The organism is Tenacibaculum sp. M341 (assembly GCF_004337695.1).
Lineage (GTDB): Bacteria > Bacteroidota > Bacteroidia > Flavobacteriales > Flavobacteriaceae > Polaribacter.
Window position 1 is genome coordinate 229,820 of the sequence record NZ_SJXJ01000009.1, and the last position, 19,175, is coordinate 248,994.

The following is a 19,175-nucleotide window of genomic DNA, read 5'->3' on the forward strand; positions in this document are numbered from 1 at the left end:
AATTTTCAACTGGTTAACTTCTACTAACTAATGTTAATGAGTGTTAAGCGAAGTTTCTATAAACAAAAAAGCACCTACTTTGGTAGATGCTTTTATATATTATCTAAATTAAAATTAGTTAGCTACATCACTAGTAAACTTAATTCTCATTAATCTTAACTCTTCATCATCATAATCACCATCAAATTCATCCATAGCATCTTGAATTTTGTCTGATTCTGCCTCCATGAAATAGTCATTAATTTCTTCTTGCTGATCTTCATCTAATAAATCTTCTATGGCATAATCGATATTTAACTTTGTTCCTGAAAACACAATGGCTTCCATTTCCTTTATCAATTCTCCCATTTCTAATCCTTTAGATTTTGCAATATCATCTAATGGTAACTTTCTATCAGTATTTTGAATGATGTACAATTTAAGTCCTGAATTAACTCCAGTACTTTTAACAACCAAATCATCAGGTCTAACAATATCGTTGTCCTCAACATACTTAGCTATTAAAGCTACAAAATCCTTACCGTACTTTTTAGCTTTTCCTTCACCTACACCATGAACTGTAGAAAGTTCTTCTAAGGTAGTTGGGTATTTTAAAGCCATATCATTAATAGATGGATCTTGAAAAACAGCAAAAGGTGGTACTCCTTTTTTCTTTCCTACTTGTTTACGTAAGTCTTTTAACATACCTACAAGCTTATCATCTAATCCAACAGATGAAGATTTAGCATTGGTTATGATAGATCCATCATCTTCGTTAGAATATACATGGTCTTCTGTCATCATAAAAGATGTAGGATTTTCCATGTACTTCTTTCCGTTTTCAGTAAGCTTTAAAACACCATATTGTTCTATCTCTTTTCTTACTAAATCAGCTACTAACATTTGACGGATTAAAGCCATCCAATGATTTGCTACTTTATCTTTACCTACTCCAAAGAAAGGCTGTTCTGTTGTTTTATGAGATTTTAATAATGCATTTTCTTTACCTGTAATAGTATTTACTACTTCTTTAGGTTTATACATTTCATTTGTCTCTTTAACTACTTTTAAAATAGTAACAACTTCATCTTTTGCTTCTTTCTTTTTCTTCGGATTACGCATATTGTCATCCATATCGGCTCCTTCTCCATTGACCTCATCAAACTCTTCGCCAAAATAATGTAATATGTATTTCCTACGATTCATAGAAGTTTCGGCATAACCAACAACTTCTTGCAATAAAGCATGACCAACCTCTTGTTCTGCAACAGGTTTATTAGCCATAAACTTTTCTAACTTTTCAATGTCCTTGTAAGCATAAAAAGTCAAGCAATGTCCATCTCCTCCATCTCTTCCTGCTCTACCTGTTTCTTGATAATAACTTTCTAAACTTTTAGGGATATCATGGTGAATTACGAAGCGAACATCTGGTTTGTCAATTCCCATACCGAAAGCAATAGTTGCAACAACAACATCACAATCTTCCATCAAAAACATATCCTGATGTTTTGCTCTAGTTTTAGCATCAAAACCTGCGTGGTATGGTAGTGCATTAATTCCGTTTACTTGTAAAACTTGAGCAATCTCTTCTACTTTTTTTCTACTTAAACAGTAAATAATTCCAGATTGACCTTCTTTTTGTTTAATAAAACGGATGATGTCTTTTTCTACATCCTTTGTTTTTGGACGTACTTCGTAAAATAAGTTTGGTCTGTTAAATGATGCTTTGTAAACATTTGCATCAGACATACCTAATGTTTTTAGAATATCTTCCTGAACCTTATCTGTTGCAGTAGCTGTTAAACCAATAACAGGTACGTTATCAATTTGTTTTATAATAGCTCTAAGATTTCTGTACTCAGGTCTAAAATCATGACCCCATTCAGAAATACAGTGAGCTTCATCAATTGCTACAAAGGAAATTTTTTGTTGCTTTAAAAAATCAACATACTCTTCCTTTATAAGTGACTCAGGTGCTACATAGAGTAATTTTGTTACTCCATTAGTAATATCTTCTTTAACTTGTGCTACCTCAGACTTATTTAAAGACGAGTTTAACACATGAGCAATTCCATGAATTTCAGAAATACCGCGTATAGCATCAACCTGATTCTTCATTAAAGCTATTAATGGTGATACCACAATAGCAGTTCCTTCTTTCATCAGAGCAGGTAGCTGGTAACATAAGGACTTACCACCTCCGGTTGGCATAATAACAAACGTATTGTTATTAGCCAAAATGCTCTTCACCACATCTTCTTGAAGTCCTTTGAACTGATTAAAGCCAAAAAACTTTTTTAAAGCATCGTATAAATTAATTTCCATATATATGTTTCCCTACGCCAAATTTATAAATTCAAAACAACTAATAAAAATAAACATTTAAAATGTTAACTAAATTTTCTCAATAAAGGATATTTGTACTCGCTAAAATATTCCTATTTTTACCTTCTCATTAAACCGATTTCACTTGAAAAGATCTGATTTAATATTAGCTAGCGCTAAAAAAACAATTGAGCTTCAGAGCAATAGCATAGCTAATTTAATTAATTTTTTGGACAATTCCTTCGTTAATGCAATTAACTTCATTTTAAATTCTAAAGGTAGAGTTATAGTTACTGGAATAGGAAAAAGTGCCAATATTGCTACTAAAATTGTAGCTACTTTAAATTCTACAGGAACACCAGCTGTTTTTATGCACGCTGCAGATGCTATTCATGGCGATTTAGGTAACATTCAGGTAGATGATGTTGTTATCTGTATTTCTAAAAGTGGAAATACTCCTGAAATAAAAGTATTAGTTCCTCTTATAAAAGCTGCTAATAATAAAATTGTAGCGATAACAGGTAATGCTGATTCTTTTTTAGGTAAGAACGCTGATTTTGTGTTAAACTCTTATGTTGAAAAAGAAGCTGATCCAAATAACTTAGCACCTACCACAAGTACAACCGCTCAATTAGTAATGGGAGATGCTTTAGCTGTATGTTTATTAGAACAAAAAGGATTTACTAATAATGATTTTGCAAAGTATCATCCTGGTGGTGCTTTGGGAAAACGTTTGTATTTAAGAGTTTCTGATTTAATAGAAAAAAATGAAGCTCCTAGAGTTTTAGAAGACGATAAAGTAACTAAAGTTATTGTAGAAATTTCTGAAAAACGTTTGGGAGTAACTGCAGTAGTAAATTCAGATAATAAAATTATAGGTATTATCACAGATGGTGATTTGAGAAGGATGCTAAATAAAACGACTCAAATAGATAATTTGAAAGCCATTGATATAATGACTAAAAATCCTAAAGTTATGAATGTGGATGCTATGGCTATAGATGCACTTGAAACTTTAGAAGCAAACAATATTTCTCAAATATTAGTTAGCGATAATAACGACAACTATGTGGGGGTTGTTCATTTACACGATTTATTAAAAGAAGGTATTTTTTAGATGGCAGAAGAAAAAGAAATGTCGTTTTTAGAGCATCTTGAAGAATTAAGATGGCATTTAGTTAGAAGTTTTAGTGCAATTTTTATTGTTGGTTTAATTATTTTCATCAACATAACAACTGTATTTAATGATATTTTATTGGCACATTTAAAGCCTGACTTTTTTACCTACCGCTTTTTTTGTAAGTTATTTTCTTCAATTGGTATTGACACCGATTTTTGTACTGTTCAATTTAAGCAAACTTTACAAGCTTTAAATCCAACTCAACAATTAATGACCGCTATTTGGTCGTCACTTATACTCGGATTTGTGGTTGCTTTTCCATATATATTATGGGAAATGTGGCGATTTATATCTCCTGGTTTACATGAAAATGAGAGAAAAAAATCAAGAGGTTTTATTTTCTCAACTTCTAGTTTGTTCTTTACAGGTATCTTATTTAGTTATTTTGTAATCATACCTATGTCTGTTTATTTTTTCTATAACTTTTCAATATCAGAAACTATAGAAAACAACTTTAAATTAGACGCTTACATAAGTTTAGTAACAAACACATTAATTGGTGTAGCTATATTTTTTGAGCTACCAATAATTATTTATTTCCTATCAAAAATAGGTTTAATTACACCTCAATTTTTAAAGAAATACAGAAAACATGCTTTGGTATTAGTTTTAATATTATCTGCAATTATAACACCTCCTGATATTGCTAGTCAGGTAATTGTTTCTATACCTATCATGTTCTTATATGAAATAAGTATACATATTTCAAGTTTTGTCATAAAAAAACAATTAAAAAATGTCGAAAAAAGTCCAAGAGTTCAATGAGTACCGTTCAAAGATGAACGAAAAAATTTTAGGAGCTGATAATAAAGTTATAAAAAGAATATTTAATCTAGATACCAATGCTTATGCAGAAGGTCATTTGTCAGTCAAAACAAAAGAATTATTAGGTTTAGTTGCTTCTGCTGTTTTACGTTGTGATGATTGTATAGCATATCATTTGGATACTGCTTATAAAAGTGGAGTAACTAAAGAAGAAATGATGGAAACAATGTCTATTGCTACATTAGTTGGTGGTACTATTGTAATTCCACATTTAAGACGTGCTGTTGAGTTTTGGGAAGCATTAGAAGAAACTAACGAATAATTAATATTCTTAATTTTTATAACCCCTTCTATTTTTCAAACCAACAACAATACTTAAATTTTATCATACATTTAAGTATAAATAAAACATAGAATTATAAATTCGCAATTAAAAATTCATAACTTGTAATTTACAACATGATATTAAGAGCCGATAACATACAGAAGATTTATGGTAGCCGAAAGGTTGTAAAGGGAATTTCTTTACAAGTAGAACAAGGTGAAATTATTGGTTTATTAGGACCTAATGGTGCTGGTAAAACCACCTCTTTTTACATGATTGTGGGTATGATAAAACCTAACGGAGGTAATATTTTCTTAGATGATGAAGAAATTACAGAAGATGCAATGTACAAACGTGCTCAGAAAGGTATTGGATACTTAGCACAAGAGGCTTCTGTTTTTAGAAAATTATCTGTTGAAGACAATATTTTATCTGTTTTAGAATTTACCGATCGTACCAAAGAAGAGAGAAAAGCTCGTTTAGAGGAGCTAATTGACGAATTTAGTTTAGGACATGTTCGTAAAAACAGAGGTGATTTACTTTCTGGTGGAGAACGAAGAAGAACTGAAATAGCTCGTTGTTTAGCTTCTGATCCTAAATTTATTTTATTAGATGAGCCTTTTGCAGGTGTAGACCCTATTGCGGTTGAGGATATTCAGGGAATTGTAGCACAATTAAAAAATAAAAATATCGGTATTTTAATTACTGATCATGATGTACAGGCTACATTAGCAATTACTGACAGAACCTATTTAATGTATGATGGAGGAATTTTGAAAGAAGGAACTCCTGAAGAATTAGCTGCGGATGAGATAGTACGTAAAGTATATTTAGGTAAAGATTTTGAGCTTAAAAAGAAAAAATTCTAATCACAGACTAGTTATATCTTATATAAAATAGAAAGAGCGTTCAAATAATATTGAACGCTCTTTTATTATATACTAAATAATTGTTTTTCTTGATCGTAAAAGGAATTTTTCATCCTCACTATATTTTATTTTTATATCCATCAAATCTTGGTAATTGTGTACAAAATAATTTTTAGTAGGTACCGATGCATCTTTAAAACTAATAAAAGAACCTTTTGTTTTATCTATTTGATAATCTCTACATTCTTCCATCCAATCTAAAGCCCTATTCACAAACTTTCTAGTTTGTACTACCTTTTCTGCGGTAGCCCCTTCTAATACACAAGCTCCATCTTCTACTTTTCGAGTAGGCATATCCCACCATGTTTGATATTGAATTGTAAAAGGACGTGCTTGATAAGGAAATGCACAATTTAAAGCCGATACCTTACGAGCTTCTTCTGTAGCATAAAAATCACCATGAATTGCACCTAAAGTTATATAACAAGAAATATTACTTTCTAAGGCTATATCCTTTAACAAAGGAGACTGTAATGAACATACTAACTGCTCTCTACTAACAGCATCCCATTTTTCAGTTGGCATTCTTGAGGTTATTTTATGCGGCGCAGGACAATCAGTTTCTAAACTTAATCCATTATTTTTTGCGGCTGCTGAATACCTATCCCAAGATTCAAATGTATATGGGTATCCATTCGCATCTCCTTTGAAAAAACTCAATACATTAGCACTGTTAGAAGCTTCATCAAATGCTGTTTTAATTCCATCTATAACAGCATCAAATAAATTATTTTGTTCATTGGCAGCAAAATCTATGTCTTCTAATTGTAATTCTACCAAATACTTTCCCCATTCAATGACCAATTCCAATAACTCTGCCCTATTTCCTCCAAAATGCCCATTCAACCTCCACTCTAAAATAGCATCTTTAGAAACCTCTTCTCTGCTACTTACAGCTTTGGCAACCACTTTTAAATTCGTCCCTATTAATTGAGGATATTTTCCTGGTGCTGTTACTTTTTCCCATGCTTCAATAACAGCAGTCGCTTTGATATGTTTAAAAACAGGTAACATATCAGAAGATATGTAAAAACTAGAAGCTATTTCTGGTAATTCAAAAGGCTCAAAGAAAAATTCAGTTACAATTCCATAACTCAGTCCTCCTCCACCTCTAATTGCCCACAAAAGTTTTTGATCACTTTTCTCGTCTATTTGTGTTTCTTCCGATTGTTTATTGTAATGAGCACTCGTTCCTAAATATTTGATAGTTCCATCTCCTAAAACAATTGTTGCACCTTTTAAACGTTCGCAACCCATTCCGTATTTTCTAGTCCATGGTCCCCAGCCACCTCCCATAGTATAACCAGCTATAGCTACACTCTGACAAGTTCCGTGTGGAATACCAAGATGTTCTTTATCGAGCTCTTTTTTAATATTGATGAACTTAGCTCCAGGTTGAATACTAATCTGTCTAATATCCATTTCGCCTGTTGAATAATTAGGTAAACTAGTATTTGTTTCATTCATTTTTGCAAAATCAATTAAAACCTTGCCTGTGGCTACACACTCTCCTTCATGATCGTGTCCTCCTGATTTTACAGTTATTTGAATATCATTTTCAGAAGCAAACTTCATTGCTATAGATACATGTTCTGTAGTATACGGTTGAAATATTAAAGAAGGCATAAAATCAAACCTTCTATTAAACACTTTTCGTAATTCATTATAAGATAATCCATCTGAAGGCTTAAAAAATTCAGGCTGTAAACTACATGTAGCAAAAGCGTTTATAAACTTCTCTAGAAGTTCATTATTAATTTGAGATATATAAGTATTCATTTTTCGGGGTATTTTTAGTAGATAGTTAATCTGTTAATTCTCTTAAACATTATATTAACAATAAAGAAACCTAAATAAACTTCAAGCTTCTTTATTGATTTTTTATACAAAGTATTACAGTTTATCTAAAAATGACATTACTTTATTTTTTTCATCTCCTTCTATTTCTGCCAAGAAGTTAGTTAATTTCGCTTTCTCCTCATTTTTAACTCCAACGATTAAATCTTCCCCCTTCTTTAAAAGTCCAGCTTCTAAACTACTAAAAGCTTTAAAAGGTGTTCCATCATAATATTTTGCTGCTGTACCTTCTCCTTCAGGTGATCCATGATCTGCGTCAATTGATTGTCTCCATTTCCATGCGTGTCTTGCCCACTCTCCTTGATCTACAATTTGTGGAGGCGTAAACCAAACGTTCCATGTTAAAACATTTTTTTGCTGTAGCATATTTCCTGAGCCTAAATTGAAAACATCCATGATTAATTGATTAAACTTATCAACTAATGGAAATCCTGTTTTAATAATTGGTCCTATTTGTACTTCTAAATTTGCTACAGACCAAGCTTTGTCTTCATGCTTTGCAAAATCTGGTATTGGAAATCCTGTGCTCAATCCTTTTCTCAAAGGAAATACAGGTTGATCTGGCTCTCCTACTTTATGAGTAGTAACCATAATTGCTTGAGCTTTTGTTGTTGGAAAAGGATACGAACTACCTCTTAATTTATCCCACAATAAATCTTGAATTCCTTTTATAATTGGATTTTTCTCTCCTTTAGGCGGACTAAACCATACTTTACCAACTACTCCCATATCAGCAGCTAACTCCTTATTGCTTTCATTCACCCAACCTCTAGTTCCTGTTACAGTTACCTCTACATTTAATGATCCGAATGTTGGTGAAGTGATTCCTTGCTGCGGACAAATAATTGAGTATACCCTTCCTTCATCTGTATAACCGATTCTTGAGATATCTGGCGCAAACATTTGATAACATCTTTTCGGATCTGGTTGTCCCATTTGTGTTTCCCAACTAAACTCAGGCCATTTTACTGCCTGCTGACGTTGTAATCGATCAATATTTAACATATTGTCAGGCATTGGTAACGATGTTAAATTTGGAGTTGGGTATGCAAATTCTGGATTAGACTCTTCGAATCCTCCAATCCATCCCGTTGGTATTTCTTCTAAGGTTTGATTAGCTTTCATTTTAATTTATAGGTTAGTTAAGTTACATATAAATATAACTAAGTTTTATTGTTATTTCCTTATTTGTTCTGATAAATTAAAAGCTATATTCTCAAATTTTAATCTTAATTTCTATAAGCGTAGTTAAATAGAGAATGAATGTTATATTTTTGGGAACAAATTTTATTTTTTGATATTATCCGAAACACATACTGTTCCTAACTTAGATACTCCCATTCGTTTACAAGAGTATGGTGTTGGAATTTTTAGCACCAATCCTACAAAATCTGGATTGAAAAAAGCCATTAAAAAAAAGTTGGTCTATGTAAATGGTACCATCGCATCTACTGCCCTATTTATTAAAGGTGGTGAACTTATTGAATTATTTCAAGAAGAAGAAAAGAAAACTAAAAAGCAATTCATTTTTCCGTTAGAAGTATTGTTTGAAGATGATTTTTTAGCAATTATTTACAAACCTGCAGGTATTTTAGTGAATGGTAATTCTTTTGCTACTATTCAAAATGCTTTAAACCAAAATCTAAAACCAAGTACTCAAAAGGATGCAGTAAAACCTAGACCTGTGCATCGTTTGGATTATCCTACAAGTGGTCTTTTATTAATTAGTAAAACTAATGCTGCTACACATGCGTTAATGAAACTTTTTGAAGAAAAAACAATTCAAAAAACATATTATGCCATTACTATTGGTAAAATGAAAAAAGAAGGAATTATTACAATTCCTGTAGATGAAAAAGAATCTACTTCTAATTATACAACTGTAGGCACTATTACATCAGAAAAATATGATTTTTTAAACCTAGTTGCATTGCAACCGAAAACAGGAAGAAGACATCAACTAAGAAAACATATGCTTGCACTCGGAACCCCTATTTTAGGAGATAAACAATACTATAAGGAAAACTTAATTTCTTACGGAAATGGTTTGTATTTACATGCTGCTAAACTTGAATTTGTACATCCTTTCACAAAAGAATCCATACAAATCACAAAAGAGCTACCTAAGAAGTTTAGAAAGATTTTTGACATTATTATTTAGAAAACTTACGATCAAAATCAGACAATTTAAAACTTCCTTTAATGTCTACTGGATAAGGTAAATGAGATTTTTTACTACTAAACTCAATAGACTTTGATTTTAAACAGCCTGCTATAAATGTCTTCCTTTTTATTTCTATTAAATTATCAGCGATTAGTTCAGAACCGTCTCTGCTAATATTTAACTTACCAATAGTTTCTAATTTAGGGAATCTATTACCTATGCCTTCTTCTATAAAAAGCTTTCCTTTTATATGAGAAACATTTATAGTTTGATTAGAAGAGTTTACAATACAATTCTCTTGAATTGTTTCTAGTTTAGGTGTATTTATTATTGTTTTATCATTATTTCTAACAATTAAACTACCATAAATCTTTTCTAAATTATTAAAACTACAATTCATATCTATAATTTCTATAGATCCATAAAAATGTGTTACATCAATATTTATTACTTTACTTAAAGTATTTATGTTTTTTTGAATTCGTATGTTTTCAAATTGGATATTAGAAATACGTTCAACGTCTGATTGATTTTTAATTTGTATAAACTTCTTTTTAGAAATTATCTGAACATTTTCATTAATATAAACATCTTCAGATTTTATTTCTATCTTTTTATTAATGATAGATAACTTATCAAGTTTAATAGGAGCTAAAACTTTTATTTGTCCAATAACTATTTCTAAACTTGGTAATTCAATTTCTTCTTCATGTATATTTAATTCTCCATGAACTATCTTTAATTCTGATAATTCACTCCCTTTAGCATCAATGGAAACATCTCCTTTAACCTCTCTTAAATATGGGAACCAACAATTAACAGCTCTAATCTTTAAACTTCCTTGAAGCTCTCTTACAAGAACAACAATTTCTGGAAGATATATTTCTAAATGATAATTACCATCCTCATCTAATAAATTTAAATCTTCTTCTTTTTTTATTTTTAAAACAGGAATACTCATTTTCTAAAATATAGATTATAGTGCAATATTTACTGAAGATTGGTAGTATAATGGGTTAGAAAATCTTTTTTAAAAGAAAGAGGGTTGGGTTCGAACCAACATCTCCAGCTTGGCAGGCTGGCGCTTTCCAATTAGCTACCCCTTTCATAATTTATATTAATGAAGATAGGTTGGCTTCGAACCAACATCCTTATGCTTGCTGGGCATACGCTCTTCCATTTGAGCTACTATCTTCATATTTTATTACCAGTTTTCTACTTTGTAATTTTTAAGCAATGTACCTGCTAAGATAGGTTTTTCCTTAATTCCTTTAATTATCGGATGTAAGATTCTTGAAGCACCATCTACAGAATCTAATGGAGGAATATATCCTCTTTCAAACTGTTTTTCTCTTAAAACTTCTTTTGCCCCTGTAGATATCCAACCAACATCTACTGCATACATAAAAACATTATCTTCTTTCGCAAATTGCTCTCCAGAAGTTCGAGTCATCATATTTAATGCTGCCTTTGTCATATTGGTATGCGGATGAAAAATTGTTTTGTTATGATAACTAAATTGTCCTTCTGAAGAAGTTACATTAATAATAAATCGTTTCTTAAAACTAGATTTTTTAAGCAAAGGCATTAATTCTTTTATTAAAAAATACGGTGATATTTGATTTATTAAGTTCACTTCTAATAATTCGTACATAGAAATTTCTTCCAATGTAGAGTTCCAACTTGTTTTATCTCTTGTATCTACAGGCTGACCAAATCTATTTATTTTAAAGTCTTCATATTCTTTTGAACTAACTAATAAGTTTGTTTCTTGTAAAACAGAAGTCGAATTAGCTATACAGTACTTTTCTTCAGTATTTAAAAGTAACTCTTGTTCTTTTTTTACTAAAGGTAAGTAATATGAATCTGTATATTTTATTGTTTGAGCAGCATTATTAATCAAAATATCTAAAGAAGAATGTAGTGATGTATAGTGAGATATAAAATCTTTAACCGCTTTTAAATTTCGTAAATCTAAACCATAAACACTTAAGTTTTCTTTCCAAGAATCATAATCTTTTTCTTTTTTAAACTGCTCTAAAGCGGAAGCAGGAAACCTTGTGGTTACTGTCACATTTGCTCTAGCTCTTAATAGTTTTAAAGTAGTTGCATACCCAATTTTTACTCTTCCTCCTGTAATAATTACATTTCTATCTTCAAGATTCACATTATCAAACCTTAAATCATAATTTTCTTCAGCGCATTTTGTGCATAATCTATTATAAAAAAAGTGGACTTGTTTGTACTCAGTATTACATACATAACAGTTTTTTGGCTTATGTAATGTTTTATACTTCTTTGATTTTTTCTTTTCTCCTTCAGAATACAACGTTTTATTGTCCATTGCATTATTAAAAATAGTAGCCTCTTTTAACACGTTCATATCGTGTTCTCGTTTTACTTTAGCTATCTCATTTCCTTTTTGTTTTTTGGCTTTTTTATAAATTTTGGTAACCAATCCAGAAAACAATTGATTGTCAGGATTATTAAAAGGGTCTTCTTTTAATTCTTTTAAAACTTTAATACAATGTTCCCATTCTTCTTGGGTAAACTTATATGAATCCATATTTTGTTATTTGTGGAATAGACGAGATTCGAACTCGTATCTGAAGCATTGCTGGCTCCTATTTTTCCATGTTAAAACTACTATCCCAATACTATTTTTAATCTAAAAAAGGCTCTACAAAACCAATAAATTCTAAATTACTCTTTTTCCAACGAGCACCATGACCTGACGGAATTCTAATTTCATAAATTAATTCGTGTTTAAAATGATAAAATACATTCCACCATGTTTTTTCATTAAACATATTCGTTAAAATATCTCTAACTTTTTCTTCTTTTTCTTTAGGATTACCAGTAACAATTCCCCAATAATTATCATCGCTACGTTCTGCATGTTTTTCAAATGCACGCACTACTTTTGATACTTGCGAATTATATGGTTGAAAACTAGCAATCATTAAATCAGATTGTAATGGTGGTATACCATCTGCATTTTGTACAGTTGCTGATGTAATTCTTTGTCCTAGTAATAATAAAATATGTTTAAAATCAATATACTCTATAATACTTGCCAATTCTTGAGTAAAAACTTTTTCTTCGAAATTATTTTTCTCAAAAGTTTGTAATACTTCTTTAAAAAAGGCAAATGATTCTTTTAATAGCGGAGTCAGTTCATCTTTAAACAATGGCAACAACAATTCATTGGGTACACCATACTGGTGATAATAAATTAATTTTTCTGTAAATAATTGTAAAATTTCTTCCTCAAAAAAAGCTTTATGTGTTATTAACCATTCTTTAGAAAGGTAATTTTTTGTTTGCCTCAATATATCAATTAACCGTTCTTTTTTCATAATGCTTCAAGTCTCTTTTTCTTATAAAATTACCTAAAAAAACGTCATCACAAATGTAGGGCAACGAAATGAAGTGATCTGCTATTTAATTAACAAATTACTTCTTTCGCTATCGCTACATTGTAATGACGAATTTATCATATTCTTAGTCTAAAAACAATTGTGTAACACCCGCAGCGTTCATAGCCCAATTGGTATCATATACCTCATCAGCTTCTGTTGCTTCAGTAACTAAAGTCAACTCTTGCGCTTCTGCTTTTAATGCTAATAAACTACCAACATTTAATTTGCTATTTAGCTTATCTAACAATGTTTCTACACCTCTGGTATCTAAACTTTGAACAACTTGACCGTTAAAAGCCATTTCTAACCAAACAATTTCTCTGTTTTCAATATCTAAAACTCCAAAAACCAATCCTTTGGTATTACCTTGTGTTATTCTTATTTGATGTTGTACACAAGATGGATCGTATGCAACTCCTGTTCTAGATGAAATTCTCATTGGATATTTGCTATCCATCCATCCCACAACTAAATTAGGTGACAAACTACCGTTTGAATATGCATTACAAGTAAATGTAACGTATTTTGCTCCTAAAAGCGCTAACTCATTTACATTAACATCAATATATTCAGCAGTACCAACCATTTCTGGTATTTTTTGAATATCGCCACTATGCTTACAACCTTTAATAGTTAATTGCGAATATGAACAACGTTCTGTTGCGTTTTCATAAGCAACCATACAACTTAAGTCCATATCTAAATGTTGCGCTTTTAAACCTTGTCCCCATTGTAAAAACAAACGAACTGTGTTTCCTTCTAACGGAAATCTAGTTCCCATTAAAGCAGAAGGTAAATCTTGTACAGTTTCACTTCTATCACCAATAGCAACAGGCATGTTATACAAACTAGGTTCAATGTATATTGTTTTGTTTTCGTTTTCTTGCTTAGAAAAACGCTCTAACATAACATCTAAACATACATCTTCTATTTTAGATTGCATGTAAGCAATATCTTTATCTGTATACAATTCTAACAATTTGTTTGTCGGAATTCTTTTGTTTACTCCTCCTAAAGGTTTTACACTTCTATTTGCACTTTTATCAAAGTATGTTTTTGCATACATGTTTAGAGTAAATACCAAACGTGCTGGAATTTTATCTATAATTTCTGAAAAATGCTTCAATGTAACATCTGTCCCAAACCACAGCATATTCGAAAATAATGATCGTGCAAATAAACCTGGACGTTGCTTTAATAACTTAAAAGTATTCTCTGCATCACTTCGTAATCGGAAATGATTTACCTTTCCTTGCCAAACATCATATACTTCATTGTAAAATACATCTAATAATTCTGCTAAATATTCAAAACCTTTTCTTTTACTATATTCAGCCAAACGTAATGCTCTAATAAAACGTACCCACATTCCTCTTTTCGGATGCATCATTTCACAAGCTTTATCTGCTGGAATTTGTAAACTGTTTAACCAAGTAGCTGCTCTTTTACATTCACTTCTTGAATATTTCAACTTTAATTCTGATGCAGCTTTTAATTTGGCTGTTGCACTGTTATCTGATAAATGATATACATGTCTATCATTTTTAGCTTTTCTATTAATGATAGTTTTTGGCTCAATAATCTGTAAAAAACCAGTATGTTTATACCATAGGTATCTTAAAATATCATTCGGATTTTTAAAGAATTGTTGTACCTCATCTTCCTTCCCTTCAGCTGTTAATACATCAATTACCAACATTAAAGTTTCTTTCATACCAATAACAATGTCATTTGGTAATGGAAATTCTTTTAATAAAGCTTTTAAACTTTCAACCTGAGTAGCATCTAAAGGCGTTTTAGATTGTAATAAATCGCTGTAAAACTTTAGAATTTCTTCATAAGTCCACAATTCTAATACCTTTAATTTACTTCCTTGGTGTGTATATTCAATTTCTCCTTGCTCAAATGGTGTACCACAAAACGGACAACCATTGTAGCGTTCTAATGGAAATGTTCCTTCTGGTATTGTATGACCACAAGCTAATGTTGTTCCGCTTTTTTTCTTAAAAACATTGCTAAAAGCTGTAATTAAATGATCCACTAAACCTTCTCCTGTAGGAATATCCCAACCTTTAACTAAAGGAGTCCAGTTTTTATTAACTCCAGTAATTTCTTTTAATACTTCTAATATTTGAAGTTTTAATCTTGGATTTGCATTATTAATTGCTCTAAATAAAGACTCAGAAAATGTAAAACCTAGTTTTGAGGCATTCGCCACTAATACAGAGGTAGTTTGATTAATTTCTTTTGTTGTAGCTGTTATATATTCATCTGGAATATATATGGCATTTTGACGTACACTTACTTTTAATACTTCTTGTTTCATTATTTTCAATTTTTAAATCGCAGGTTAATTGCTTTTATTACATCATAGCTTCCTTTGATTTGATTCATAAATAGGTAATTTTGTTTCTGTTTTTCATTTCCTGTGAATATTGTAGTAAGAAACAATTGACCTTAATTATTAATGGTAATTTAAAGACTTTTTACAACCAAAATACCTTTCTTTCGAAAGGTTAGGAATCGAACCTAAAATGAAGTAAGTCTTTATTGACCATTATTTTGAGGAACAGGTGGGATTCGAACCCACGACACAGGCACCTTAAAGTTTTGAAGTAAATGTGTATTGACCTACCTTATGATGATTAATAAACAATTTGGACTCGAACCAAAAACCATAGAGTTTTGCCTGTTGAAGTATGTTTATTTTGACCATATTATGTTTTGTAGATAATCTACACATTCAATTTCCTTGCTCTACCAACTGAGCTACTGTTCCGTTATTAAATGATTTACAAACCAAGATAATTTTGTTTCTAATTTTCAAGTGACAATTGAGTGAGCTATCGCTCAGGAAGTAAGATACAATTGACCTTGGTTGTTTATCATCTATAATTATGTTAATGAACTTTTTCTTTTTTTTCTTTTTCAATGCCTCATTATACGCCCTGTTATAATGAGGCAGGTACTTTTTCTTTCTTTAATTTTCCTTTTCTAAGCTTTCTCTTTCATTACTATTCTCCTTTTTCTAGCTATTCTTCTCTTTTCCAAATTTTCTTTTTGTTAGCATTTTTTCTTTTTCTTAATTACTCTGCAAATATTTTACAGTATTACGCATTCTTTCTGCGTAACAACTATTTTTTTTAAAAAAAGGTAATTTTATTTCTGTGGTTCAATTAGAAGTTGAATGGGCAAGCCCAAATGAAGTAAGAAATAATTGACCTTTTTATTTTTTATGTTAATGAACTTTTTCTTTTCTTGTTTTCTTTTTCAATGCCTCACTATACGCCCTGTTATAATGAGGCAGGTACTTTTTCTTTCTTTAATTTTCCTTTTCTAAGCTTTCTCTTTCATTACTATTCTCCTTTTTCTAATTTTCTTTTCGTTAGCATTTTTTCTTTTTCTTAATTACTCTGCAAATATTTTATAGTATTACGCATTCTTTCTGCGCAACATATATTTTTTTTAAAAAAAGGTAATTTTATTTCTGTGGTCCAATTTTAAGTTGAATGGGCAAGCCCAAATGAAGTAAGAAATAATTGACCTTTTTATTTTTTATGTTAATGAACTTTTTCTTTTCTTGTTTTCTTTTTCAATGCCTCACTATACACCCTGTTATAATGAGGCAGGTACTTTTTCTTTCTTTAATTTTCCTTTTTCTAGCTATTCTTCTCTTTTTCTAATTTTCTTTTAGTTTGCATTTTTTCTTTTTCTTAATTACTCTGCAAATATTTTACAGTATTGCGCATTCTTTCTGCGCAACAAATATTTTTTTCATTTTTTGTGGAGCAGCTAGGAATCGAACCTACGACCCTATGTTAAAGGAGTAAGTTAAATTTGACCTTATTAATATTAGATAATCATCTAACTTAAAAGACATATGCTCTAACCTAACTGAGCTACTGCCCCATTTTAAAAGGTAATTTTATTTCTATTTCAAACCTTAATTGATTGGCATAAGCCATTGAAGTAAGAAATAATTGACCTTTTAATATTTTATGTTAATGAACTTCTTTTTTAGTTTTCTTTTTCAATGCCTCACTATACGCCCTGTTATAATGAGGCAGATACTTTTTCTTTCTTTAATTTTCCTTTTCTAAGCTTTCTCTTTCATTGCTATTCTCCTTTTTCTAGCTATTCTTCTCTTTTTCTAATTTTCTTTTCGTTAGCATTTTTCTTTTTCTTAATTACTCTGCAAATATTTTACAGTATTGCGCATTCTTTTTGCGTAACGAATATTTTTTTCAAAAAAGTTTATATTCTTACAACTTGATTTTAAAAGCTAGAAGAATAATTTCAAACTCCTAGCTTATTCAGGCTATTTAAATAAAAGCACTTTTTTTACTAAAGTTGTTGCTTCTGTATTCAACGTTTTTGTAATTAGTTTTTGACGTTCTTTTTCAATGGTACTCCATTCAACTTCATAATCTTTTTTAAAGTCTTCAAAAGCATCCTTTGAAAGTAAACCGATTGTTTTACCCGTTTGCTTTGGTGTAAAATCACCTAATTTACTTTGCACATTTATTAAACGGTTTTCGTTAACATAACTTAATAGATTGCTTACAACTTGTTTTTCTTCTTCTGAAAATGATACCACACTTTTACTTACTCGCCTTTTCTCATGAGATCTTTCTGACCATTTTTCATTTTTATTTTTAAATATTACACGAGTACCATTAGCAAAATGCTTACTTACTACCGGTTTGATAACTACACCTTCACAGATGTTAGTTTCTATAGCTGGAAGCCCTAACCATTCTGGAATTTTTGAATTAAACTCATTTGGATACTTCAAACATTCTTCAAATGATCCCTCAAAAAGTGTTTTTGCATAAAATAAACCTACTTCTTCAAAAAAAGTATTTGCTTTGTCTACGTTCACATATTCCTCTTGGTTGATACAGATATCAAAAGCATAAAAATCATTTTCTGGTGAGTAAAAAACTCCTTTCTGTATTTTAACCATTCCTTTAATCTTTGATACTTCTGAATGCTCATAATTACCTCCAAACAATTCCCCAAAAACACTAATAAATTCTGTTTGTGGATATGCTTCTTTAACTAATACATACAGCTTTTGTATAGCCTCTTTGTACTTTGTTAACACATATTGATAGTTATTAAACTTTTCTTCTGGAGTAATTTTCCCACTTCTCTTAGCTACTTCTATCGTTTCTCCATTGGTTATAAATGAGAAGTTTGCTCCATGAACTTTTTCTTGTACTACATAGTTTTCTTTATGATACTCATGAAAATACACTTGCTCAATTTGTTTTTCTCTGTATGTATTTTCAATACTGTTATACTTTTTAAACATGATTTCTAATTCTTTTAATTTGTTACTAATTCCTCGTCATCGTAATGACTTTTTCACATATATGCTTTAATTCTTAATCATAAAAAAAGCGCCTCGTTTCGGAGGCGCTTTATATTTTTAATTACATGTTTGTTACACGTAATACTTCCTCCTATTTTTAATAATTGACATAAATATTCCCATATCCAAAGCTTTTGCTACTTCCAGTCTTTTATTCCAATCGTTCTGTATGTTGTTAATATATAGTGCCATTATTTAAACTTTTATTTTTTGCTTAATTGCGGTGCAAATATGAAAACTTTTTTTTAATCAACCAAATCAAAAACCAATCTAAAACACTGATTAATAAACAATTAAACCTAATCAAAAAGCAATAAAAATCCTATCCGTATTATACAGATGATCAGCTTTTTATGTATTATTCTGATTAACAATCAATTGCTGTTTATTGTTATTTTATGTGGTTCTCTTAAATTTTATAATAATTATTTTTAATTTTTTTCATAAAAAAAGCGTCCAAATTTAAATTTGGACGCTTGTAATATCTTTTTATTTACTTTTTACTACACTTTATCAATGGTAAAATTATTACATAACATCCTTTGCTCACCCTTCCAATTTAAAAGAGCTCCGTAGAAATTCATATCTATTACTTGAATGTTATGCTGTCTTAGTTTTTCCATTTATAGTGCAAAAATGCACTTTTTTATCATATCTTTTATTAAATTTTCCTTTTTTAAAACAAAATGTTTTTCAGAATTAATTATTTTCAATATTTTATTATATGCTTTAAGAAGTCATCTTGACTTTTCAATTTTATGAAATTTCTTTAATCCGATTACAATAAATGCTAGGAAATTAAAGCCTTTCCAACTAGTAATTGTGGTGTCAAATCTATTCAATAAAGAACGA

13 protein-coding genes, 4 tRNA genes and 1 pseudogene are annotated in these 19,175 nt (G+C 30.2%); 5 read left to right on the top strand and 13 right to left on the bottom strand.

What is annotated here, in order from left to right:
* Positions 1–114: 114 nt before the first annotated feature.
* A complete protein-coding gene (gene recQ / locus EYW44_RS12455) occupies positions 115–2,304 on the bottom strand; it encodes a DNA helicase RecQ (RefSeq protein WP_207893781.1) in 2,190 nt (729 codons plus the stop codon).
* Positions 2,305–2,449: 145 nt separating this feature from the next.
* Between recQ and EYW44_RS12460 the strand changes: the two genes are divergently transcribed.
* From EYW44_RS12460 to lptB, 4 genes are all read left to right on the top strand, one after another.
* Positions 2,450–3,421 (top strand): KpsF/GutQ family sugar-phosphate isomerase, encoded by a 972-nt coding sequence (locus tag EYW44_RS12460; protein ID WP_132723986.1) that lies wholly within the window; start codon positions 2,450–2,452, stop codon positions 3,419–3,421.
* A complete protein-coding gene (tatC, locus tag EYW44_RS12465) occupies positions 3,422–4,249 on the top strand; it encodes a twin-arginine translocase subunit TatC (RefSeq protein ID WP_132723987.1) in 828 nt (275 codons plus the stop codon).
* The gene (locus EYW44_RS12470) at positions 4,221–4,571 is read left to right on the top strand and encodes a carboxymuconolactone decarboxylase family protein (protein ID WP_132723988.1); all 351 of its coding nucleotides are present in this window, start codon (positions 4,221–4,223) and stop codon (positions 4,569–4,571) included. Before tatC ends, EYW44_RS12470 begins: the two co-directional genes overlap by 29 nt.
* A gap of 137 nt (positions 4,572–4,708) precedes the next feature.
* Complete coding sequence (gene lptB, locus EYW44_RS12475) at positions 4,709–5,443, top strand: LPS export ABC transporter ATP-binding protein (protein WP_132723989.1); 735 nt, start codon at positions 4,709–4,711, stop codon at positions 5,441–5,443.
* Positions 5,444–5,515: 72 nt separating this feature from the next.
* On the opposite strand, the gene EYW44_RS12480 is transcribed toward lptB, so the two are convergent.
* Both EYW44_RS12480 and EYW44_RS12485 read right to left on the bottom strand, forming a co-directional pair.
* Positions 5,516–7,282 (bottom strand): FAD-binding oxidoreductase, encoded by a 1,767-nt coding sequence (locus tag EYW44_RS12480; protein WP_132723990.1) that lies wholly within the window; start codon positions 7,280–7,282, stop codon positions 5,516–5,518.
* A 114-nt stretch (positions 7,283–7,396) separates the two neighbouring features.
* Positions 7,397–8,485 (bottom strand): hypothetical protein, encoded by a 1,089-nt coding sequence (locus tag EYW44_RS12485; RefSeq protein WP_132723991.1) that lies wholly within the window; start codon positions 8,483–8,485, stop codon positions 7,397–7,399.
* A 169-nt stretch (positions 8,486–8,654) separates the two neighbouring features.
* On the opposite strand from EYW44_RS12485, the gene EYW44_RS12490 reads away from it, so the two are divergent.
* Positions 8,655–9,521 (top strand): RluA family pseudouridine synthase, encoded by an 867-nt coding sequence (locus EYW44_RS12490; RefSeq protein ID WP_132723992.1) that lies wholly within the window; start codon positions 8,655–8,657, stop codon positions 9,519–9,521.
* Here EYW44_RS12490 and EYW44_RS12495 read toward each other — a convergent pair.
* From EYW44_RS12495 to EYW44_RS22785, 10 genes and pseudogenes are all read right to left on the bottom strand, one after another.
* On the bottom strand, positions 9,514–10,485 hold the full coding sequence (locus EYW44_RS12495; protein WP_132723993.1) for a hypothetical protein: 972 nt from the start codon (positions 10,483–10,485) through the stop codon (positions 9,514–9,516). The two genes, EYW44_RS12490 and EYW44_RS12495, sit on opposite strands and share 8 nt — an antisense overlap.
* Before the next feature lie 75 nt (positions 10,486–10,560).
* Positions 10,561–10,630 (bottom strand) — tRNA-Gly (locus EYW44_RS12500).
* Positions 10,631–10,645: 15 nt separating this feature from the next.
* Positions 10,646–10,720 (bottom strand) — tRNA-Ala (locus tag EYW44_RS22220).
* A gap of 8 nt (positions 10,721–10,728) precedes the next feature.
* Positions 10,729–12,090: an SDR family oxidoreductase gene (locus tag EYW44_RS12505; RefSeq protein ID WP_132723994.1), complete on the bottom strand. Its 1,362-nt coding sequence runs from the start codon at positions 12,088–12,090 to the stop codon at positions 10,729–10,731.
* Between the two features lie 13 nt (positions 12,091–12,103).
* Positions 12,104–12,177: transfer RNA gene (locus EYW44_RS22225), tRNA-Cys, on the bottom strand.
* Positions 12,178–12,187: 10 nt separating this feature from the next.
* Complete coding sequence (locus tag EYW44_RS12510; RefSeq protein WP_132723995.1) at positions 12,188–12,883, bottom strand: hypothetical protein; 696 nt, start codon at positions 12,881–12,883, stop codon at positions 12,188–12,190.
* 145 nt (positions 12,884–13,028) lie between these two features.
* The gene (locus EYW44_RS12515) at positions 13,029–15,272 is read right to left on the bottom strand and encodes a hypothetical protein (protein ID WP_207893782.1); all 2,244 of its coding nucleotides are present in this window, start codon (positions 15,270–15,272) and stop codon (positions 13,029–13,031) included.
* 1,458 nt (positions 15,273–16,730) lie between these two features.
* Positions 16,731–16,855: transfer RNA gene (locus tag EYW44_RS22230), tRNA-OTHER, on the bottom strand.
* 409 nt (positions 16,856–17,264) lie between these two features.
* The gene (locus tag EYW44_RS12520) at positions 17,265–18,263 is read right to left on the bottom strand and encodes an RNA ligase, Rnl2 family (protein WP_132723996.1); all 999 of its coding nucleotides are present in this window, start codon (positions 18,261–18,263) and stop codon (positions 17,265–17,267) included.
* A gap of 797 nt (positions 18,264–19,060) precedes the next feature.
* Positions 19,061–19,175: pseudogene (locus EYW44_RS22785) on the bottom strand (IS5/IS1182 family transposase); the annotation flags it as partial.

Coding starts and splice junctions, on each gene's coding strand:
- EYW44_RS12510 (WP_132723995.1), bottom strand. CDS start 12,883: ATGAAAAAAGAACGGTTAATTGATATATTGAGGCAAACAAAAAATTAC.
- recQ (WP_207893781.1), bottom strand. CDS start 2,304: ATGGAAATTAATTTATACGATGCTTTAAAAAAGTTTTTTGGCTTTAAT.
- EYW44_RS12480 (WP_132723990.1), bottom strand. CDS start 7,282: ATGAATACTTATATATCTCAAATTAATAATGAACTTCTAGAGAAGTTT.
- EYW44_RS12470 (WP_132723988.1), top strand. CDS start 4,221: ATGTCGAAAAAAGTCCAAGAGTTCAATGAGTACCGTTCAAAGATGAAC.
- EYW44_RS12515 (WP_207893782.1), bottom strand. CDS start 15,272: ATGAAACAAGAAGTATTAAAAGTAAGTGTACGTCAAAATGCCATATAT.
- EYW44_RS12485 (WP_132723991.1), bottom strand. CDS start 8,485: ATGAAAGCTAATCAAACCTTAGAAGAAATACCAACGGGATGGATTGGA.
- EYW44_RS12520 (WP_132723996.1), bottom strand. CDS start 18,263: ATGTTTAAAAAGTATAACAGTATTGAAAATACATACAGAGAAAAACAA.
- tatC (WP_132723987.1), top strand. CDS start 3,422: ATGGCAGAAGAAAAAGAAATGTCGTTTTTAGAGCATCTTGAAGAATTA.
- EYW44_RS12505 (WP_132723994.1), bottom strand. CDS start 12,090: ATGGATTCATATAAGTTTACCCAAGAAGAATGGGAACATTGTATTAAA.
- EYW44_RS12495 (WP_132723993.1), bottom strand. CDS start 10,485: ATGAGTATTCCTGTTTTAAAAATAAAAAAAGAAGAAGATTTAAATTTA.
- lptB (WP_132723989.1), top strand. CDS start 4,709: ATGATATTAAGAGCCGATAACATACAGAAGATTTATGGTAGCCGAAAG.